This is a genomic window from Nostoc sp. (assembly GCF_036917515.1).
Classification (GTDB): Bacteria; Cyanobacteriota; Cyanobacteriia; order Cyanobacteriales; family Nostocaceae; genus Nostoc.
Window position 1 is genome coordinate 1 of the sequence record NZ_JBALDE010000238.1, and the last position, 17,965, is coordinate 17,965.

Sequence of the window (17,965 nt, forward strand, 5' to 3'; positions counted from 1 at the left end):
AGATGTTTAGAAAAGTTACAACTAGAGTTTATTGTAGCAATTCGCTCCAATCATGGAGTGTTGATGCCAGCAGGGAGTCGAAAACGTTATAACCGTAACTTTATGAATGATTTTCGGGCGAGTCCAATCAGTTTTCCTATTATTAGTTGAATAAGATTGCTGTTTTTTCTTTACCCAAAGTAACAAAAGAGGGATAACTTACCACAAGACCCAAATACCCGTGTCATTTTTATCCCCCAAGCCGAGTTATTTTTCGTTCCCTTCCCAGCTTTGCAAGATGAGTCCGGCAAATACCTAATCGAAAAACATACTATTCTTACCACACCTGCTATCCAAGTTTTGCAGTTGACCCATCAGCAAAAAATAAACAAGCGCAAAGCAATAAAAAATCGTCCTGTATTAGTAGTCGGTAATCCGACAATGCCTCAGCAGTTGTTACCGCTACCAGGTGCAGAAAAAGAAGCACTGCAAATTGCCAAAATACTGAATACTCAAGCATTAACTAGTAGTAAAGCTACTGAAACTCTTGTGAAGCAATTAATGCATTCGGTTGACGTGGTGCATTTGGCAACCCACGGGCTATTGGATGATTTTAAAGGCTTAGGCGTACCAGGAGCCATCGCCCTTGCTCCCTCTGGTCAAGATGATGGATTGCTGACAAGCGGTGAAATTTTTGATATGAAACTTGATGCTGATTTAGTAGTGCTGAGTGCTTGCGATACTGGCAGACGAGATATCAAGAACGATGGTGTTATCGGTTTGTCTCGCTCTTTGATTAGTGCCGGCGCACCCAGTGTAGTTGTTTCTTCATGGGCAGTGTCAGATGATTCTACAGCATTGCTGATGACGGAGTTTTATCAAAATCTGCGGCGAAACCCTGATAAAGCTGTTGCATTGCGAGATGCTATGCTGTCAACAATGAAAAAGTATCGCCATCCTAGAGAATGGGCAGCATTTACTTTGATTGGCGAAGCTGAGTAAATTATCTATTGCTGAAACGTTTATACAGGAAAGCTTCAATCGTATCTGTCAATTCCCAAACGGACAAAACAATTCAAAGGCTGTATTCATTATTAAACAAGCATAAATAAAAGATTGAGCCGCCTAAATTTATCGGGATTCTGAATTTTTAATTTTGAATTCCCTTAAAAGGCAGTTGACTTTAGTATTTTCAATTCTTAAAAGAGGTTTTGCCAATGACCAATTCGGAATTCGAGATCGTTACAGTTCGCCCAACGGATGAGTATAATCAAAAGTTGGTGTCTCACGTCCATCCGCCAAATTGGGTTAATCCTCAACCTGCCGACGTTTACGACTTGGTAGTAATTGGTGCTGGTACGGCGGGATTAGTGGTAGCGGCGGGTGCAGCGGGACTGGATTTGGGTTTAAAAGTGGCGTTGATTGAAAAGCATCTCATGGGTGGAGATTGCTTAAATGTTGGTTGCGTACCATCTAAAACTATTATTCGGTCTGCCCGCGTTGTTGGCGAAATCTGGGATGCTAAAGATTTGGGAGTTAATATTCCCCAACATAATATTGATGTTGATTTTCCCAAAGTTATGGGCAGGATGCGGCGAATCAGGGCTGATATCAGCCATAATGATTCGGTGGAACGGTTTCAAAACTTGGGTGTCAATGTCTTTTTGGGTAGCGGTCGATTTGCGAGTAAAAATACCGTGGAAGTTGGCGACAAAACCCTCAAATTTAAAAAAGTTGTGATTGCAACTGGCACAAGAGCTACACAACTGGCGATTCCAGGAATTGAACAGGCGGGTTATCTAACCAATGAGACGGTTTTTTCCTTAATTCAACGACCGGAACGTTTGGCGGTGATTGGTGGCGGCCCCATTGGTTGCGAATTAGCGCAGACTTTCCGCCGTTTGGGTTCTGAGGTGATAGTTTTCCATAGCGGTTCTCATCTCCTGAATAAAGAAGACGCTGAGGCTGCTAAAATTCTCCAAAAGGTTTTGATTAGAGAAGGAATTCGCGTAGTACTCAATTCCAAGTTGGAAGAAGTGGTAACTGTCACCCAGGGGAAACGGCTTTACTTTTCTTCTAATGGTCATCGAGATTCGGTGACAGTCGATGAAATTTTAGTCGGTGCGGGGCGATCGCCAAATGTGGAAGGTTTGAATTTAGAATCAGTGGGGGTGGAATATGACAAGCACCAAGGTGTAAAGGTAAATGATTACCTGCAGACGACCAATCCCAAAATTTATGCAGCTGGCGATATCTGCATGAATTGGAAGTTTACCCATGCTGCTGATGCCGCAGCGCAAATTGTAATTAAAAATACCCTGTTTTCTCCCTTTGGCTTGGGACGCTCGAAACTTAGTAGTTTGGTGATGCCTTGGGTAACTTATACTGACCCAGAAATTGCTCACGTAGGGTTATCCGAACACGAGGCGCAGAAATTGGGTATTGAGGTGACAACAATTGAGATCCCTTTTAGTAGTGTAGACCGAGCGATCGCAGATGGTGAAGAGTTAGGATTTCTCAAAATCCACCATAAAAAAGGGTCTGATAAAATTATTGGTGCAACTATTGTTGCCAGTCATGCGGGTGAGATGATTTCAGAAGTAACTACGGCAATGGTGAATAAGATTGGTTTGAGCAAGTTAAGCAGTGTAATTCATCCTTATCCCACTCAAGCCGAAGCGATTAAAAAAGCAGCTGATGCTTATCGTCGAACACTCCTAACATCAAATACCAAAAAATTGTTGGGATTTCTGACAAAGTTATCTTAAGCAAAATCAGCGAACGGTCAGATAACTGTTCGCTGATAACTGATAATTTTTATGTCATCTCTAAACCAATACGTTTGGGTTAAGGATAATTGCTCTTTCAAGACGCGATTTATCGCGTCTTTACATCAGGGTTTTGTTGCTGATTCTAAACTGTATTTATCTCTAAACAGGTCGGAAACGATCAATCTCGCCTCCGGTCAAGTTTGCGTAATACAGATTACCATCAGGGCCAGTAGTGATTTGTGTAGGCAGTCCTAGATTAGGCCTGTCCTTTTGGGAAGCAAACTGCTTAACTGAGGTAACTTTGCCCTTACTATCTAATATCAAAGCATCGATAGTTCCTTGACTGAAATCACCAATGAATAAGGCATTTTGATAGATATCAGGGAAAGTATTACCTGTGTAAAAGTCACCTACAAGGATCGAATTAGAACCAAAATGTTTGTAAGTGTACAATGGTTCTGTAACAGATGAGCCACTACTATAGAAGGCTTTTGCTGCATCTAAACTAGCGTAAGATGGTTGTTTCAGACTGACGATATTACCATTTGCATCAAGGCCACCTTCATAGAATGGCCAGCCAAAGTTAGCCCCTGGTTTTCCGACATTCACCTCTTCGTAACTACCGAAGCCAACATCGCCAATATAGGGGGTATTGGTCTTTTTATCAATTGTGAAACGGAAGGGGTTACGCAGACCTAAGTCATAAACTTTGGAAATATTGCTATTGGCGTCACCGTTGTAGAAAGGATTGCTTGATAAGCCTTTACCAGTAATCGGGTCAATCCGCAAAATCTTGCCGGATAGATTATTCTTATCCTGGACGCGAATTGCTCGCGGGTCTATCCCATTGTAGGAAGTACCATCTCCTAAGCTCACAAATAGAGAACCATCAGTACCAAAACGCACAGAACCAACTGAGTGAGATTCACTATCATTGGCTATAAAATTCTGGATATTTTGGACTTTATCGAGATTATTAAGATAATCCTGCAAGCTGGTAAACGGCTTACCAGTATCTTTGTTGAGAATTCCTGATGGTGCATAGCCAAGTGAAACATTTGTACTATTTCCATCTGGGTGGCTGATATTTGCCCAAGTGCCATTTGTGCCGAGTAGTACAACTTCGCTGCCAGCAATTGCAGTAGTGTAATTAGTGTTGGGGTCAGCTGTAAAGCGACTAAGGCGTGCAGTACGATTCCCATTCTGATCGGGATCGTCCAATGTGCTATTGGGATTATTATTAGGATTGTTTACACTAGTTTCTGGTGGATCGTAGGTATACAACAGATAAACATAGTTGTTGCCGTTTGAACTTTTGCCAAAATCTGGATGTACGGCAATGCCTAATAGACCGCGATCGCGCGTATCATTTACCTGTCCGCGAATATCAGTAAATGGTGTTGATAATAAGCTACCGTTTTTCATGACTCGCACTACCCCATTTTTCTGGGCAATGAACATGGTGTTACTATCAGGTGCCCATTCAAAAGCTGTAGGTTGATTCAAACCAGAAGCTACTGTATCTAAAGCAAAGTTACCGGAGTCATTATCAATAATAGTGATACTTGTTTGTTGATTAGTTAGCTGTACTCCAACTGGGTTACTGAACTTCAAAGTAAATGTTTCATTTGATTCCCCAACGTTGTCATCAATAATGGGGATAGCAATTGTGTTACTGGTTTGTCCTACTGCAAAACTCAAGTTTCCAGATACAGTTTTGTAATCAGATCCAGCTTTAGCAGTCCCATCTTGGGTTGTGTAGTTCACGCTAGCAGCCGCTGAAGCATTGCCCCGTGTAACTGTCACCTTAGCAGTACCGTCACTTTCATTAACTACTGGCTGACTGAAATCGAGGCCAGAGCCATCGTTGTCTTGAATTGTAATTGCGAGAGTTCTTTGGACTCCTAGTGTTGCGCCCTCTGCCTGATCGATGACAAAATTAAAGGTTTCATCTGCTTCTATCAAGGAATCATCATTGATCGGAATGGATACCTGCATGCTGCTTTGTCCTGGTGCAAAAGTCAGTGTTCCAGCACTTTCAATACCTTCATTCCCATAGTCAACTCCTTTTGTAGCAGTATTAGCGATAGTCGCATACTTAATTGAAGATGTACCACTCAAATCTCCAATTCTAAGTATTTTAACGGTAGCATTATCACTGCCTTCGTTCACAGTCATCGAAGACGAGCCTAAGGTGATAGTGGTCTGAAGAAGTGGTGAATAAAGTTGAGACTGAGGAATGATTTCCTTCGCCTGAGAGGTGCTTGACCAACGCAGTTGAGAAACAGCATTGCCTTGCTTTTCGTAGTACTCAAGTTTAATATCGTACTTATGACCTGCAACCAATGCGATCGAGCCACTGGATTCAGTGGCAGCTTGATCGACAAATTGATTGATGATTTGTTGACCATTCACCCACAGTCGCACACCATCATCAGCAGTGGTGTAGAACTTGTAAGTTTCGCTGTACTTGGCTTCTACCTGACCTGTCCAGCGCACTGAGAAAGTATCTGCATCAATCGACGGAGCGGGAGAATCAGCGCGCCAGTTAAAGTTCACCGTCGGATCTGTAGTAGTTACCTTCAGGTTAGTGAAGTCGATGTTGTCGTAGTACTCTCCTTTGAGTCCATTGCCACTACTAGGTGTGCTGACATTACTATACAGTTGGGACTGGGGAATGATTTCCTTAGCCTGAGAAGTGCTTGACCAACGCAGTTGAGAAACGGCATTGCCTTGCTTTTCATAGTACTCAAGTTTAATATCGTACTTTTGACCTGCAACCAATGCGATCGAGCCACTGGATTCGGTAGCAGGTTGATCGATAAACTGATTGATGATTTGTTGACCATTCACCCATAGTCGTACACCATCATCAGCAGTGGTGTAGAACTTGTAAGTTTCGCTGTACTTGGCTTCTACCTGACCTGTCCACCGCGCTGAGAAAGTATCTGCATCTATCGACGAATCGGGAGAACCAGCGCGCCAGTTAAAGTTCACCGTCGCATCTGTACGAGTTACCTTCAGGTTGGTGAAGTCGATGTTGTCGTAATACTCTGCCTTGAGTCCATCTCCTTGAGAGAGTAGGCTAGACCGAGTAGAAATACTGGTTTGTCCCGGATCAATACTTTCTAGAGATGATTTAGTAGTAATTACTGGACTTACAGATGTTGATAAGTTTTGATTTGATGCCATAATTAATATTTCATGATCAGTTTTATATGAATATTTTCAACAAATAATGTATCATAAAGCTTGATATCAATATATTAATAAGCTAATCATTGATTGACTTATAAATATATATTTAGTAATTGCTAATTATGAATAATTAGTTGAAGAATATATTGATATTTGTTTTATTTCAACAATTTTCTGAATTCTTGAGAGCCTCTAATCTCATTGATATGCAGATGTGTATTCGTTGATTCAAGCAATGCCCAATAAAAGTAGTCACATACGTAATTAGTCAAACACAATAACTTTACATAGATTACTTAAGTATTAGTTTTACTTTTACATATTTGACAATAGATTGCACTGTTATGTCTATCTTGTTTATAAGACTTTGTTTAAATATTCACATTGAGCTATCCTTTTTTAAAGGAATAGAAAAGTTTTGGTGATCTTTAAATAAAAATTGCCAAATTGCCAGATAATTTAATGTATTTTTCTACAGATTTATTAACTATATAAAAATCGGGTCAAGAAAAATTTTCATCTTTAAAGATTTGAAAAATTAATATTTATCTATACTTCATCTTGACTATTACTTTATGTCCTTCTTACCAAAACCAGCAGAAATATAGTAATAACCTCAAATCAGTGGAGCAAAAACTTTTGCAAAAGCCTCACCATTCATGCATTTAAGCTAGGGAACTTGTTGCGAGTGGATTATCCTGCGAATCGCTACGCGACAGTTTCTCTTCTCCATGAGAGGCTACGCCAACCAGACGCCACGAGCAAAGAATTGTCAGCGTCCTAAACCCTACTTTTTCATTGATTTACAAAAGTTTTCAATTTACTCCAACTCAGAAAAATTACAAGTTTGACGTTGCATATTCCCACTTTCCCCTAGACTAAGGGCAGCAACCTTGTTTAAACTGGCTGAGGAAAGTGGACTTTGACTGAGACAAACAATTTAAACTCTACCATCCAGAATCTCTCACGCAGGGAATTGCGAGATTTAGTGCGGACTCAGCTGCAAATGCTCCTGGAAGCAGGAGACTTGCAGGGAGCAAAATCTATTCTCGTACCCGTGCAGCCTGCGGATATCGCCGAGGCGATTGAGGGTTTGCCAAAAGCGATGCATGCTTTAGCTTTTCGCTTGCTTTCTAAGGATGAGGCTATAGAGGTTTATGAATATCTCGATTACAGTGTTCAAGAACGGTTAATAGAAGAACTTAAAAGTCAGGAAGTCTGCGATATTGTCGATCAAATGTCGCCGGATGACCGAGCTAGGTTATTTGATGAATTACCGGCAAAAGTCGTCAATCGCTTGCTAGAACAACTGAGTCCAGCAGAACGTCAAGCTACAGCCCAACTATTGGGTTATGAAGCTGATACAGCTGGGCGAATTATGACGTTAGAGTTAATCTCCCTGAAAGAAAACTTGACAGTATCTCAAGCTCTAGAGCAAATTCGTAACTTAGCTAATGCCAGTGAGATGATTTATTATCTTTATGTCATGGATGCGGCAAGGCGCTTAACGGGGATTGTATCGTTGCGGGAATTAGTAACATCTCAGCCGGAGCAAATTATTGGCAAAATTATGACCCGTGATGTGGTGTTTGTCTACACTGATACAGACCAAGAAGAAGTTGCAAGATTAATCCAAAGATATGATTTTTTGGCTGTACCTGTGGTAGATCGAGAACAGCTTCTAGTAGGTATTGTTACGGTGGATGATGTGATTGATATTCTGCAACAAGAAACCACCGAGGATATCTATGCCTTAGGTGGTGTGCAGTCGGGTGGCGACAACTATTTTCAAATGAATTTGCTGGAAATTGCTCGAAAGCGGGTTGTCTGGTTATTGGTCTTACTTGTAACCAATACTGTTACTGGGACAATTATTAAGTCGCAAGAAGATATTTTAGCAAAAGTGGTGACACTGACGGCCTTTATCCCCTTGTTGACTGGTACTGGGGGTAATGTGGGTGCTCAATCTTCCACAGTAGTGATTCGCGGGATGAACACTGATGAAATCCGATCGCTTGGTGTATTGCAAGTAATCGGCCGAGAAGCGATCGCTGGGGCATTTTTGGGAGGAATGTTAGGTACAATCGCTACTGTCTGGGCTTATTTTCTGCAAGGACGATTGGAAGTAGCGATCGCTGTAGGCACTAGTTTGGTAGCTATTTCCATTTTGGCTTCGATCTCCGGTTCAGCACTGCCATTTCTATTTCGCTATCTGCGTTTAGATCCGGCATTAATGTCAGCACCATTCATCACCACAGCAGTTGATGTCGTAGGCGTTTTGATCTACTTCAATTTGGCACGAGTAATTTTAAAATTATGAAAAAGAGTCATTAGTGAATAACAAACTACAAATGACATAGACGCTTCTGCGGCTTCCCGCAGGGTAGGGCAAATGACTAACTTAACTTTTATAATTCTGATTCCGTATCTGGAGCAACGATTTCGCCAGTACCCAATTGCAGTATCATGTCCTGGTCAGTAATCAATCCGCTAAGTTCTTTCACTTGTAAATTCATGTCTTCACAAGCTTGTCTTAGTTCTTGGGCAAATTTGTTGAGGTCTTGATCATAGCCACATTGATAAGCAGCAGTTTCAATTCCTTGCTGGGCATTTGCTCTAGCACAATCTACTAGTTCTCTGCCATGCAGTGGTGTAAGAGATGCCATAAACGTTAGTTATTATTTCTTAAATGTACGCTGTTAGACAGATTATCAATATTTCCACATTAAATCATCCCTCCAATGGATGACCATGAGGGTAGAATTATAAGTTTAGAGTTAAGAGTTAAAAGTTAAAAGTTAAGAGTTATAAATTAAGAATCTATCTGTTATAATTCCTAATTCCTAACTCTTAACTGCTAACTATTCTACTTAACCATTGATCACATCTCCACCATTAACATGTAACACTTGTCCAGAGACATAAGAAGCATCATCAGAAGCTAAATATACGTAGCTAGGAGCAACTTCTTCAGGATGTCCAGCCCGTTCCATTGGTACTTGTTTACCAAAAGTTTCAACTTTCTCTTCGGGAAAAGTTGAGGGAATTAAAGGTGTCCAAATTGGTCCTGGTGCGACAGCATTAACGCGAATTCCTTTGGATACTAAATTTTTTGATAAGGAGCGAGTGAAGGCAACGATCGCACCTTTTGTAGAGGAATAATCTAGTAACTGTGGACTACCTTTATAAGCTGTTACTGATGTGGTATTGATGATAGCACTGCCCGCTTGTAAATGCTTGAGTGCAGCTTTAGTCATGAAAAACATTGAAAAGATATTAGTGCGGAAAGTCCGTTCTAGTTGTTCTTCAGTGATTTCTTCAATACTTTCTTTCGGGTGTTGTTCGGCAGCGTTGTTGATGAGAATATCGAGTTTGCCAAATTCACCAACTGTTTGTTGGATGGCTTGCTGACAAAAAGTTTCATTGCCAATATCACCTGCGATGGTTACTGCACGACGCCCTTGTTTTTCTACCAAATTTTTTGTTTCTTTGGCATCATCATGTTCGTTAAGGTAAAGAATAGCCACATCTGCACCTTCTTTAGCAAATGCGATCGCAACAGCACGACCAATACCACTATCTGCACCTGTAATCAATGCTACTTTATCTTGTAACTTACCACTACCCCGATACTGAGCATCATCTGCTTTGGGTTTTGGTGTCATTTCTGATTCAACACCTGGTGCTTCTTGTTGCTGTGGCGGTTGCAATTTTTGCTCTTTTTTCTCTTTTGATTTAGCCATAGGTTTTGTCTTGGTAATTGTATATTGCATTGGGTATTGGGAATGGAGCACAGGGCATTGCTTATACCCCATTTTTCTCATCTCTTCCATTCCCCATTTCAAAACCAAACCTTGGATCGAAGAATTCAACCCAAGGTTTATTTTTTGCTTTGACTCTCACTAGTAGTTTGCAATTTTAAGCATTTATATCCTGGATGTTTGCCAAACTTACTTATTCCTCGTAACTGTAAGCAACTTAGATTATTTATACTCACATCTGATAGTGAAAAATAAGTACACAACTCTCATGTGATCAAGAATTTATCTTTTTCATCTGCTTTACAAGTTAGCTATTATATTGCTGTACTTTATCATTCTTTAGAGGTAAAGTAAGCTGCAATTAGCTCAACCTTAAGACGGAAAAGAAATTAAAGAATTCGGCGAACTGCGGGTTGGGATAGTTTGATTTATCCTTGCAGACTTCCGGAAATTTTTTACAAAACTACCTGAATCTTGACACAGCGAGTATACATTTTCCAAAAGGCTACGTGGTGCGCTACATTGAGATCATTAGAGGGCAGGGGTTATGGCAACATTAAATATTTCTGAGTTAGAACAAGTTGAAAAGTTTCGGCACTTACAATTAACCCTGCGCGATCGCTGGAAAACAAGCGAACTATTTGACAATAGTGAAGCAGATATTTTAATTATTCCCTCCCTGAGTATCGACCAGGGCGAACTCCAAAAGATCGAAGGCTGCGAGCATTATGAAGAAAGATTACTATTCTCCTTGATCCGGTTGCAGAATCCCCAGACTCGACTGATTTACGTAACATCAGTACCACTGCATCCTAGTATCATTGATTATTATTTGCAACTGTTGCCAGGAATTCCCTTTTCTCATGCTCGCAATCGCTTACTGCTACTTTCTACTTACGATTCCTCCTTTAAGCCTCTGAGTCAAAAGATTTTAGAACGTCCTCGCTTGCTAGAGCGGATTCATCAATCTTTGAGGCTAGACAAATCATTTATGATCTGTTACAACTCTTCCTACTGGGAAGGTGAATTGTCTTTAAAATTAGGTGTACCATTGTATGCTGCTGCACCAAATTTACAGATTTGGGGAACAAAAAGTGGCAGTCGGCAAATCTTCAAAGAAAGCGGAATACCGCATCCAGATGGCAGCGAAAAAGTTTGGAACCACACAGATTTGGTAGAAGCTACCGTTGATTTGTGGGAACGTCAACCAGCATTAAAACGAGTAGTAGTAAAACTTAACGAGGGCATTTCTGGAGAGGGGAATGCATTGCTGGATCTTAGACCGATTGAGAATTTAGCACCAAACATTGGTACTCATGCCGAAAGGATAGCAGCAATTAGCGATCGCTTATCAACGATGCGCTTTCAAGCAAAACAAGAAACTTGGGATAGTTTTTTGGTAAAAATGCCTGAGTTAGGGGCAATCGCTGAAGCATTTGTGGAAGGAGAAATTAAGCGATCGCCCAGCGTCCAAGGACAGATCACACCTAATGGTGAAGTGGAAATCCTTTCAACTCATGACCAAATTCTTGGAGGCCCAGACGGTCAGATTTACCTTGGTTGTCGTTTTCCTGCTGATGAAAGATATCGATTGCAATTACAGCAATTGGGACTTCAAGTCGGCAGAAAACTAGCAGAGAAAGGCACTTTAGAGCGATTTGGACTAGATTTTATTGCCGTTGACAAGGGTAACGGAGAGTGGGATATGCAGGCGATCGAAATCAACCTACGTAAAGGCGGTACAACTCATCCATTCATGACCTTGAAATTATTAACGAATGGCCGCTATGACCTTTCCACGGGTTTATTTTATAATCAACAAGGTCGTCCAAAATACTATGTTGCCACTGATAATCTCCAAAAAGAGCGCTATCAGGGATTATTACCCAATGATTTGATGGATATCATCGCTCACCACAGACTACACTTCGATAGTGGTACAGAAACGGGTACAGTGTTTCATCTTATGGGTTGCCTTTCGCAGTTTGGCAAGGTGGGATTAACCAGCATCGGTGATTCCCTCCAACAAGCACAAGACATTTATAACAAAGTTGTCAAAGTTCTAGATGAAGAAACTCGTAGTGAAAATCGTGATTTATCGGCATTTTCAGATTATTCCTTTCCTGTAGTTTGGGATGAATTATAGTTAAGGAATGTCATTTGCAACATATGGTAGAGGCACACCAATGAGCAATGCTCGTAAATTTAGTCTACCTCGTCCCACGCCTGGTTAGTGAGATTCTTCAGTGCTATGGCCAAGTACATTGCGATCGCTTACTTCTGAATATGGCTACTTTTTCTTGATAGCGCCATAGTTGACCAGAAAGAAAAAGGTACAAGCCCCTAAATTTATTTATGGGGATCATTAATTTTGAATTTTGAATTTTGAATTTTGAATTCACCGCAGGGGCTGACAGCCTTCGCTTCGAGGTACGAATTGTTGCATTGCCCAGCAACTCCATTACCTGAATAATTACACTAGGATGGATGGAAATACACTGCCAATGAGTGACCTATGAGGCAACCAAGTAAAAATTTTGAACCCTTGCTCACCAAAGAAGCCCCGCCAGTTGTTGAACGTATGGGGCTAACCTGGCTAGTTGCAGCAGCGATCGCAACTGCTTTATTGTGGCAAGTACCAGGAGGGGATTATATATTATACCCATTTACAATTCTGGCAACTTGGTTTCATGAAATGGGTCACGGTTTAATGGCACTGCTATTAGGAGGACAGTTTCAGAAGTTGCAGATTTTTAGCAATGGTTCTGGTGTCGCAACTTATGGCATCCGGTCGTCGTTGGGGCCAATTGTCCCGGCAATAATCGCCGCAGCCGGGCCAATGGGGCCGCCTCTTGCCGGTGCAGCTTTGATTCTGGCTTCCCGCAGTTTTACAGCAGCAACTCTCTGTTTGAAAATTTTAGGAAGTTTTTTGCTGTTGTCCACATTAATTTGGGTGCGTTCCTGGTTTGGATTGGTGGCAATTCCTTTACTAGGTTTAATAATCTTAGGTATTGCTTTAAGAGCACCTCGCTGGACGCAAGGGTTTGTCATTCAATTTTTGGGTGTACAAGCTTGTGTAAGTACGTACCATCAACTTGATTATCTATTTAGTAGTTCTGCTGGCCCCCTTGGAATTTCTGATACAGCGCAAATGCAGCGATATTTGCTTTTACCTTACTGGTTTTGGGGCGGGTTAATGGCGATCGCATCTCTAGTAATTTTAATCCAAAGTCTCCGTGTTGCTTATCGTTCTGAGTAATCAGTAAGAAGCACCATCAAAAGGTGATTGAATCTTTAGCTCAAAGAATTACCGAACATTAAGAAAATATTAGACTCAAGTTAGAGAAGAATTTTCCTGACGAAGATTTAATTAAGCATTGGGAAAAAGAGATTTGTGCTTTTGACAAGGCAATCCAACAAGCACGGAAAAAATTGGGATAATAACTAAAATATCTAGATTAGCGATCGCCCTCTTGCAGTCACCAATTCAACCCTCAGTACCTTGATTGCGGAATTAGGTACAGAATGCCTGAAAGTACAAGCATTAGTTAACCAGTTACAGTTAACTAGTTTAACTGCGAACCAACAAGCTGAAATTCTCGTAGAACTTCTAGCTGGTGTAGTTCATTTGCATAATCATTGTGACGAAGATTTTCAGACGCTAATTACTGAATAAATGGAAAATTTGCCTGATGATTAGGATTAAAGAAGAATTCCAAAGTCAGAATTCAGGAGTAAGAATTAAGAGTTTTTATCAGTATAATAGCCTGGATATTGTTAAAAAAATTCGCCGCTAATAACTCTTACCTTCGCGGTTCGATACTCTAAGCATGTCCACCCAACCCAAAATTCAAAACATATACACCGATGGTGCTTGCACCGGTAATCCTGGCCCTGGCGGTTGGGGTGTTGTCGTCTACTTCAGCGACGGTTCAATCCACGAAATGGGCGATGCATCCCCTCATACCACTAATAATAAAATGGAGATGCAAGCTGCGATCGCCGCCCTTCAATTTCTGCAAACATCTCAACAAGCCCAACCCATCACCCTTCATACCGATAGCGAATACCTGATTAACTGCGTTACCAAATGGGTGAAAGGCTGGAAAAATAAAGGCTGGAAAAAGTCAGATGGTAAACCCGTCCAAAACCAAGACCTTTTAAAAATCTTAGATGAACTTAATACCCAACAAGTAAAATGGCAATACGTCCGGGGACATTCTGGTAACATAGGTAACGAACGTTGTGATGCGATCGCTCGCACTTATGCTAGTGGCAAAATCCCTTCGCTACAACAATTATCTTCCACAGATTTTTATAAATCTTTATCTTCCCAAAATGAATTAAATGTAGCAAAAGTAGCTGATTATGAAAAAAACTCTCGAATAACTAACCAAAGTCCGCAAGAAATCAGTACTTCTGCACCAGAAATAACCGTTATGGAACCATCAATTGGCCCAACTGCGGCCGTGACCGATGAAAAACCGCTAGAAATGAGGGTTTCGCAACTCCGCAGCTTGGTCGAAGCTCTGCGTATAGCTGACGAAATTTCTGAAAAAGGATACTTAATCACCAGTTCTGAGTTAGCAGACTTGATGGATGTCCACGCCAGCGCTGTCACCAGTCGTGGAGATCAATGGCGCTGGCGAAACTGGATAGTGTCACGGGTACGCCGTGAAGGAAATCAAATTCTTTGGGAATTGGAACGTGGGGATCAAGTAGGAGGTGAAGAGGAGTAAGGGAGCAGGGGAGCAGAGGAGACAAGGGGACAAGGGGGAATTATTAAACAAGTCTCTTTTTTGTACATTGGTGTCAACTTAAGCTGAAATCTCATCACTGCATGAGTTTTGCCCTTACCCCCAGCTCTTTTCCAATTTGGGAGAGGGAAGCATAATTCTCCAGTTCCCCTTCTCCCATGTTGGGAGAAGGGGTTAGGGGATGAGGGCAACTCTAGAACGCTTTCTCTTACCTAACTTTTACCTTAAGTTGACACCAATGCTCCCTTGTCTCCCCCCTCTTCCTTATCTACCTTGTATCTTCTCCATGCCCAATGACGCCAGTTGCTACCCTTCTCCTAACGGAGATGCTGCGCGAACGGGAACGCTAAGAGCGAACAAGTCGGGCATTGCCCGCCCAACGCACTGGCTCCCCAATGCCCACTATATATACTTGCGTCCTCGCCACTCGCGCGGAGTGCGGAATGCAGATAAAAAGATTCGTAGCACAGCTAAGGGATCGGCTAAAGGGGAAAGCCAGAATAACCAGCTGCCTTTAGCGTTTGTGCGATCGTAAGAAGGTGCGATCGCTATTAGCATCGCAAAGCGAATCACCAACAAGAATAAATTCAGTCCCAGCAAGAGTGGGGGAGTGCGCGAATATGAGAGTGTGGGAGAAATCAACAAAAAAGTCAGGACAATTAAAAAGGGTAGACCTTGAACAGATGCGAGTAGCCATAAATCTCCCCACAACTGAGAGCGAGAAGTTGCATCTTTGAGATCGAGACTTCGCCCCCACTCCTTCCACGTCTCCATCGCTCCTTCATACATCCGTACCTTCAGCACCTTTGCACCATCTAAAAAACCGACCTTATAACCTTGGATAGCAATATTGCGTGCCAACGTGACATCATCACAAAAAGAACTCTTCGCACTGCTATAACCACCTACAGCAGCTAAAACAGAGCGACGACACAAAAAACACTGCCCATTTGCCATTACCCGTTCTGGTTGCTCTGGATTGATCCCCGCTGGGTCAAATCGGTAAAGCAAAGTCATCAACAAAGCCGGTTGTAGCCAGCACTCCCCAGGATATTTGAGGATGAACTGGGGTGAAAGAGAAACTAAATCGTAGCCTTGTGCTTCGGCCGTCTTTACCAAACCAGCAACTAAACCAGGATGCGGTTGGATATCAGCATCCAACCCCAGAAACCACTGACTAGCCTCTGAGCTATATAGAAAACCATTATGCAATGCCCAAGGACGCCCCACCCAACCAGAGGGTAAGGGATCATCTGTTATCATGCGAAAGCGCGGATCTTTTTGCTGTGTTGCTTTTACCAAGTTGGGGGTACCATCACTGGACTTGCTGTCTACAACCATAATCTCCCGAACTTCATAACTTTGCTGAGTTAAACCAGCCAACAGAGGGTTAATACGAAGCGCCTCGTTCAGCGTGGGAACAACGATGCTAACCCTACCTAAAAGCTCAGGTATCGGTTGTTGGGGTTCTATTGGAGGATGGCGTCTTGGCCCCTTTAACAGGCGCGAAAACAGAATTGCCGTTGCTGGTACTTGGATAAGTAGCAATAAAAAAGAAATTGCGCTTTCCACTATCAAAGCGTTGTCATTAGTCATTAGTCATTGGGTATGGGGCATTGGTGAATAAGCAATAGTTATTCTTCCTCCACTCCCCACTCCCTACTCCTCACTCACTAATTTCTAAACTTATTTCAAGGCAACTTCAACCTTTGCTACTGATACTTCTTTGGTTACTGGTTCAACAGTAACTTGAGCAGGTGTGGTTGAACTCCTTGACCACAGCGCCACAGCCGGAATCACACCTAGCAATAAGCCGAGTAATACAGGAATAGAAAATCCAGCAGCCAAGCTAAGTCCGGCAGCGAAGGCAAAGTTAGTTAAATAAACGACTAAGGGCAGATTGAGTTGCGATCGCTCTAATTTAATCGAGGTATTTCTCCACAATAATCCTGCCACACTCATAAACAGGGCGCTAGTACCAAACCAACCTACATAGTTCTGGTAAGGTGTTCCAAAGAAAGCTCCTGGTTGTTCCCAATACCAGAAGGGCAGAGAAGTTTGACTCATAGCTGGTTCAAGGGCAAAGTCCCAGCAAGTGAAAAGCAAAGCACCAACAGCTATCGCAGCAATATGACGACCCAAACTGGGTTTTTGAGCCACTTTCAAACCAGTTCTTGCAATTAAGTAAGACGACAGCCCAACATAAAACCAAGATAAAGGAATTGTAAAAGGAACTAGCCCCCCAATCTTATAACCCAAGCCACTCAAGTAGCTATAATCACCAAATGGAAATCCTGTACTAGTTCCCAGTAGTTCACTTCCCAAAGAGATAAACATAGCTGGTAGTATAAATGCTAGCCAAGTTCCTAATCCCAATGTCCGGTAGGCATAAATAGAGACAGCTATTGTCCCTAAGATGATATCAACTACACCGCCACCAGCCATACTTAACTGTATGGCAGTTTCTCCTACCTGCGATAAGTTTAAAATTATTTCGGGATTAGGTACTACCAGTAGCATCCCTACCAGTCCAAAGGCTTTTGACGCGATATGACCAATGAGGCATACGCGTTCAGCAATAATAAGTTGTCTCATGATAATTCCTTAACAAGATGTGACACGCGGCTACTCGGCTGCTAATAGTTTACAAATCTTTAACTACTTTGTACCGCAATTTTCGACAAACTTGTTTGGCTTTCTTGTGAATAGCATAAAAGTCTATTGATTGAAGCTATAAAAATATGATGCTAAACTTACTAGTTTAGGCTATATATTCTAAATCTACATAATTTTATCTGTAAAAACTTCTAGTTTGTTGTCTCACTGATACCCGTATCCTAAAAACCCCTTTGATACTGGGATATCCTTTATAAGGACAATCATCATAAACTGAGCAAATCCTCAAGCAAAATAAAGTCTTGAGTTACTACACTTAATTTATGCGATAAGACCTTAACTCTGTACTAGAAATATAAACCCATGTCAATTTTGAAAAGAGTTCCCTGGGTGTCCCTGGCGCTAGTACTACTGAGTTACAGTACTTTGGGCTGGGTAATATCTGAAACACATGCTTCTATGTTTGTGTGGGTGGCAACTGTAGTTGCTATCTTACTTTTAATCGTAACTTTGACCGCTCCTTGGCCAAAGATGACATATTACTACAGTATTTTTCTTCAATCAAATACCAGGTCTTTCGGGATTGCCGTCTTAGCAGCTTTCTTGTTTTTTATCATGATTACCTGGTTTGGGGTATTTCTTGATACTTTGCTGATCATTTCAGCGACTATATTAGTCAGGATAGACTTTCAAAGAGCGGGTCTTAAAGAAGGCCTAGCTTTTTCAATTGCCTCTATCTTTTCATTGGGAGGTTTAGCTTTGGGTGCACTAATCTACAAGTTCATATATTCCCAAATTCCGCTAACGTGATCGAGTATATCCGAAAAAGCTAGTGATGCCTGTGCTAAGACTTCATAACCAGTATTGCTTACCCAGAAATTCC

Annotated in this window: 12 protein-coding genes and 1 pseudogene; 8 read left to right on the forward strand and 5 right to left on the reverse strand. The window is 41.7% G+C overall.

Annotated elements, in window-relative coordinates; translation table 11 throughout:
• Positions 1–216: 216 nt before the first annotated feature.
• Positions 217–981 (forward strand): annotated as a pseudogene (locus V7K89_RS31020) (CHAT domain-containing protein); the annotation flags it as partial.
• Positions 982–1,196: 215 nt separating this feature from the next.
• A complete protein-coding gene (locus V7K89_RS31025; RefSeq protein WP_335194218.1) occupies positions 1,197–2,747 on the forward strand; it encodes a mercuric reductase in 1,551 nt (516 codons plus the stop codon).
• Positions 2,748–2,909: 162 nt separating this feature from the next.
• Here V7K89_RS31025 and V7K89_RS31030 read toward each other — a convergent pair whose 3' ends face one another.
• A complete protein-coding gene (locus V7K89_RS31030) occupies positions 2,910–5,942 on the reverse strand; it encodes a PA14 domain-containing protein (protein WP_335194220.1) in 3,033 nt (1,010 codons plus the stop codon).
• Between the two features lie 928 nt (positions 5,943–6,870).
• Between V7K89_RS31030 and mgtE the strand changes: the two genes are divergently transcribed.
• Positions 6,871–8,268, forward strand: a complete 1,398-nt coding sequence (gene mgtE, locus V7K89_RS31035; protein WP_335194222.1) for a magnesium transporter — start codon at positions 6,871–6,873, stop codon at positions 8,266–8,268.
• Positions 8,269–8,356: 88 nt separating this feature from the next.
• On the opposite strand, the gene V7K89_RS31040 is transcribed toward mgtE, so the two are convergent.
• Both V7K89_RS31040 and V7K89_RS31045 read right to left on the reverse strand, forming a co-directional pair.
• The gene (locus tag V7K89_RS31040; RefSeq protein ID WP_335194224.1) at positions 8,357–8,614 is read right to left on the reverse strand and encodes a hypothetical protein; all 258 of its coding nucleotides are present in this window, start codon (positions 8,612–8,614) and stop codon (positions 8,357–8,359) included.
• 204 nt (positions 8,615–8,818) lie between these two features.
• Positions 8,819–9,691 carry an SDR family oxidoreductase gene (locus tag V7K89_RS31045; protein ID WP_335194226.1) on the reverse strand — a complete coding sequence of 291 codons (873 nt, stop codon included), beginning with the start codon at positions 9,689–9,691 and terminating at the stop codon, positions 8,819–8,821.
• Between the two features lie 565 nt (positions 9,692–10,256).
• Between V7K89_RS31045 and V7K89_RS31050 the strand changes: the two genes are divergently transcribed.
• The 4 genes from V7K89_RS31050 to rnhA all read left to right on the forward strand — a co-directional run bounded on the left by V7K89_RS31050 (position 10,257) and on the right by rnhA (position 14,448).
• Positions 10,257–11,855, forward strand: coding sequence for a peptide ligase PGM1-related protein (locus V7K89_RS31050; protein ID WP_335194228.1), 1,599 nt, complete (start codon positions 10,257–10,259; stop codon positions 11,853–11,855).
• A 369-nt stretch (positions 11,856–12,224) separates the two neighbouring features.
• Complete coding sequence (locus V7K89_RS31055) at positions 12,225–12,968, forward strand: M50 family metallopeptidase (protein WP_335194230.1); 744 nt, start codon at positions 12,225–12,227, stop codon at positions 12,966–12,968.
• A 243-nt stretch (positions 12,969–13,211) separates the two neighbouring features.
• Positions 13,212–13,385 carry a hypothetical protein gene (locus V7K89_RS31060; protein WP_335194232.1) on the forward strand — a complete coding sequence of 58 codons (174 nt, stop codon included), beginning with the start codon at positions 13,212–13,214 and terminating at the stop codon, positions 13,383–13,385.
• Between the two features lie 154 nt (positions 13,386–13,539).
• The gene (gene rnhA / locus V7K89_RS31065; RefSeq protein WP_335194234.1) at positions 13,540–14,448 is read left to right on the forward strand and encodes a ribonuclease HI; all 909 of its coding nucleotides are present in this window, start codon (positions 13,540–13,542) and stop codon (positions 14,446–14,448) included.
• A 420-nt stretch (positions 14,449–14,868) separates the two neighbouring features.
• Here rnhA and cruG read toward each other — a convergent pair whose 3' ends face one another.
• Together cruG and cruF are read right to left on the reverse strand one after the other, a co-directional pair.
• Positions 14,869–16,062 carry a 2'-O-glycosyltransferase CruG gene (cruG, locus tag V7K89_RS31070; RefSeq protein ID WP_335194236.1) on the reverse strand — a complete coding sequence of 398 codons (1,194 nt, stop codon included), beginning with the start codon at positions 16,060–16,062 and terminating at the stop codon, positions 14,869–14,871.
• 90 nt (positions 16,063–16,152) lie between these two features.
• On the reverse strand, positions 16,153–17,061 hold the full coding sequence (cruF, locus tag V7K89_RS31075) for a gamma-carotene 1'-hydroxylase CruF (RefSeq protein ID WP_335194238.1): 909 nt from the start codon (positions 17,059–17,061) through the stop codon (positions 16,153–16,155).
• 384 nt (positions 17,062–17,445) lie between these two features.
• Here cruF and V7K89_RS31080 point away from each other — a divergent pair, with 384 nt between their 5' ends.
• A complete protein-coding gene (locus V7K89_RS31080) occupies positions 17,446–17,892 on the forward strand; it encodes a hypothetical protein (RefSeq protein ID WP_335194240.1) in 447 nt (148 codons plus the stop codon).
• Positions 17,893–17,965 lie beyond the last annotated feature (73 nt).

Coding starts and splice junctions, on each gene's coding strand:
- rnhA (WP_335194234.1), top strand. CDS start 13,540: ATGTCCACCCAACCCAAAATTCAAAACATATACACCGATGGTGCTTGC.
- V7K89_RS31045 (WP_335194226.1), bottom strand. CDS start 9,691: ATGGCTAAATCAAAAGAGAAAAAAGAGCAAAAATTGCAACCGCCACAG.
- V7K89_RS31030 (WP_335194220.1), bottom strand. CDS start 5,942: ATGGCATCAAATCAAAACTTATCAACATCTGTAAGTCCAGTAATTACT.
- V7K89_RS31080 (WP_335194240.1), top strand. CDS start 17,446: ATGTCAATTTTGAAAAGAGTTCCCTGGGTGTCCCTGGCGCTAGTACTA.
- V7K89_RS31050 (WP_335194228.1), top strand. CDS start 10,257: ATGGCAACATTAAATATTTCTGAGTTAGAACAAGTTGAAAAGTTTCGG.
- V7K89_RS31055 (WP_335194230.1), top strand. CDS start 12,225: ATGAGGCAACCAAGTAAAAATTTTGAACCCTTGCTCACCAAAGAAGCC.
- V7K89_RS31025 (WP_335194218.1), top strand. CDS start 1,197: ATGACCAATTCGGAATTCGAGATCGTTACAGTTCGCCCAACGGATGAG.
- cruF (WP_335194238.1), bottom strand. CDS start 17,061: ATGAGACAACTTATTATTGCTGAACGCGTATGCCTCATTGGTCATATC.
- cruG (WP_335194236.1), bottom strand. CDS start 16,062: ATGACTAATGACAACGCTTTGATAGTGGAAAGCGCAATTTCTTTTTTA.
- V7K89_RS31040 (WP_335194224.1), bottom strand. CDS start 8,614: ATGGCATCTCTTACACCACTGCATGGCAGAGAACTAGTAGATTGTGCT.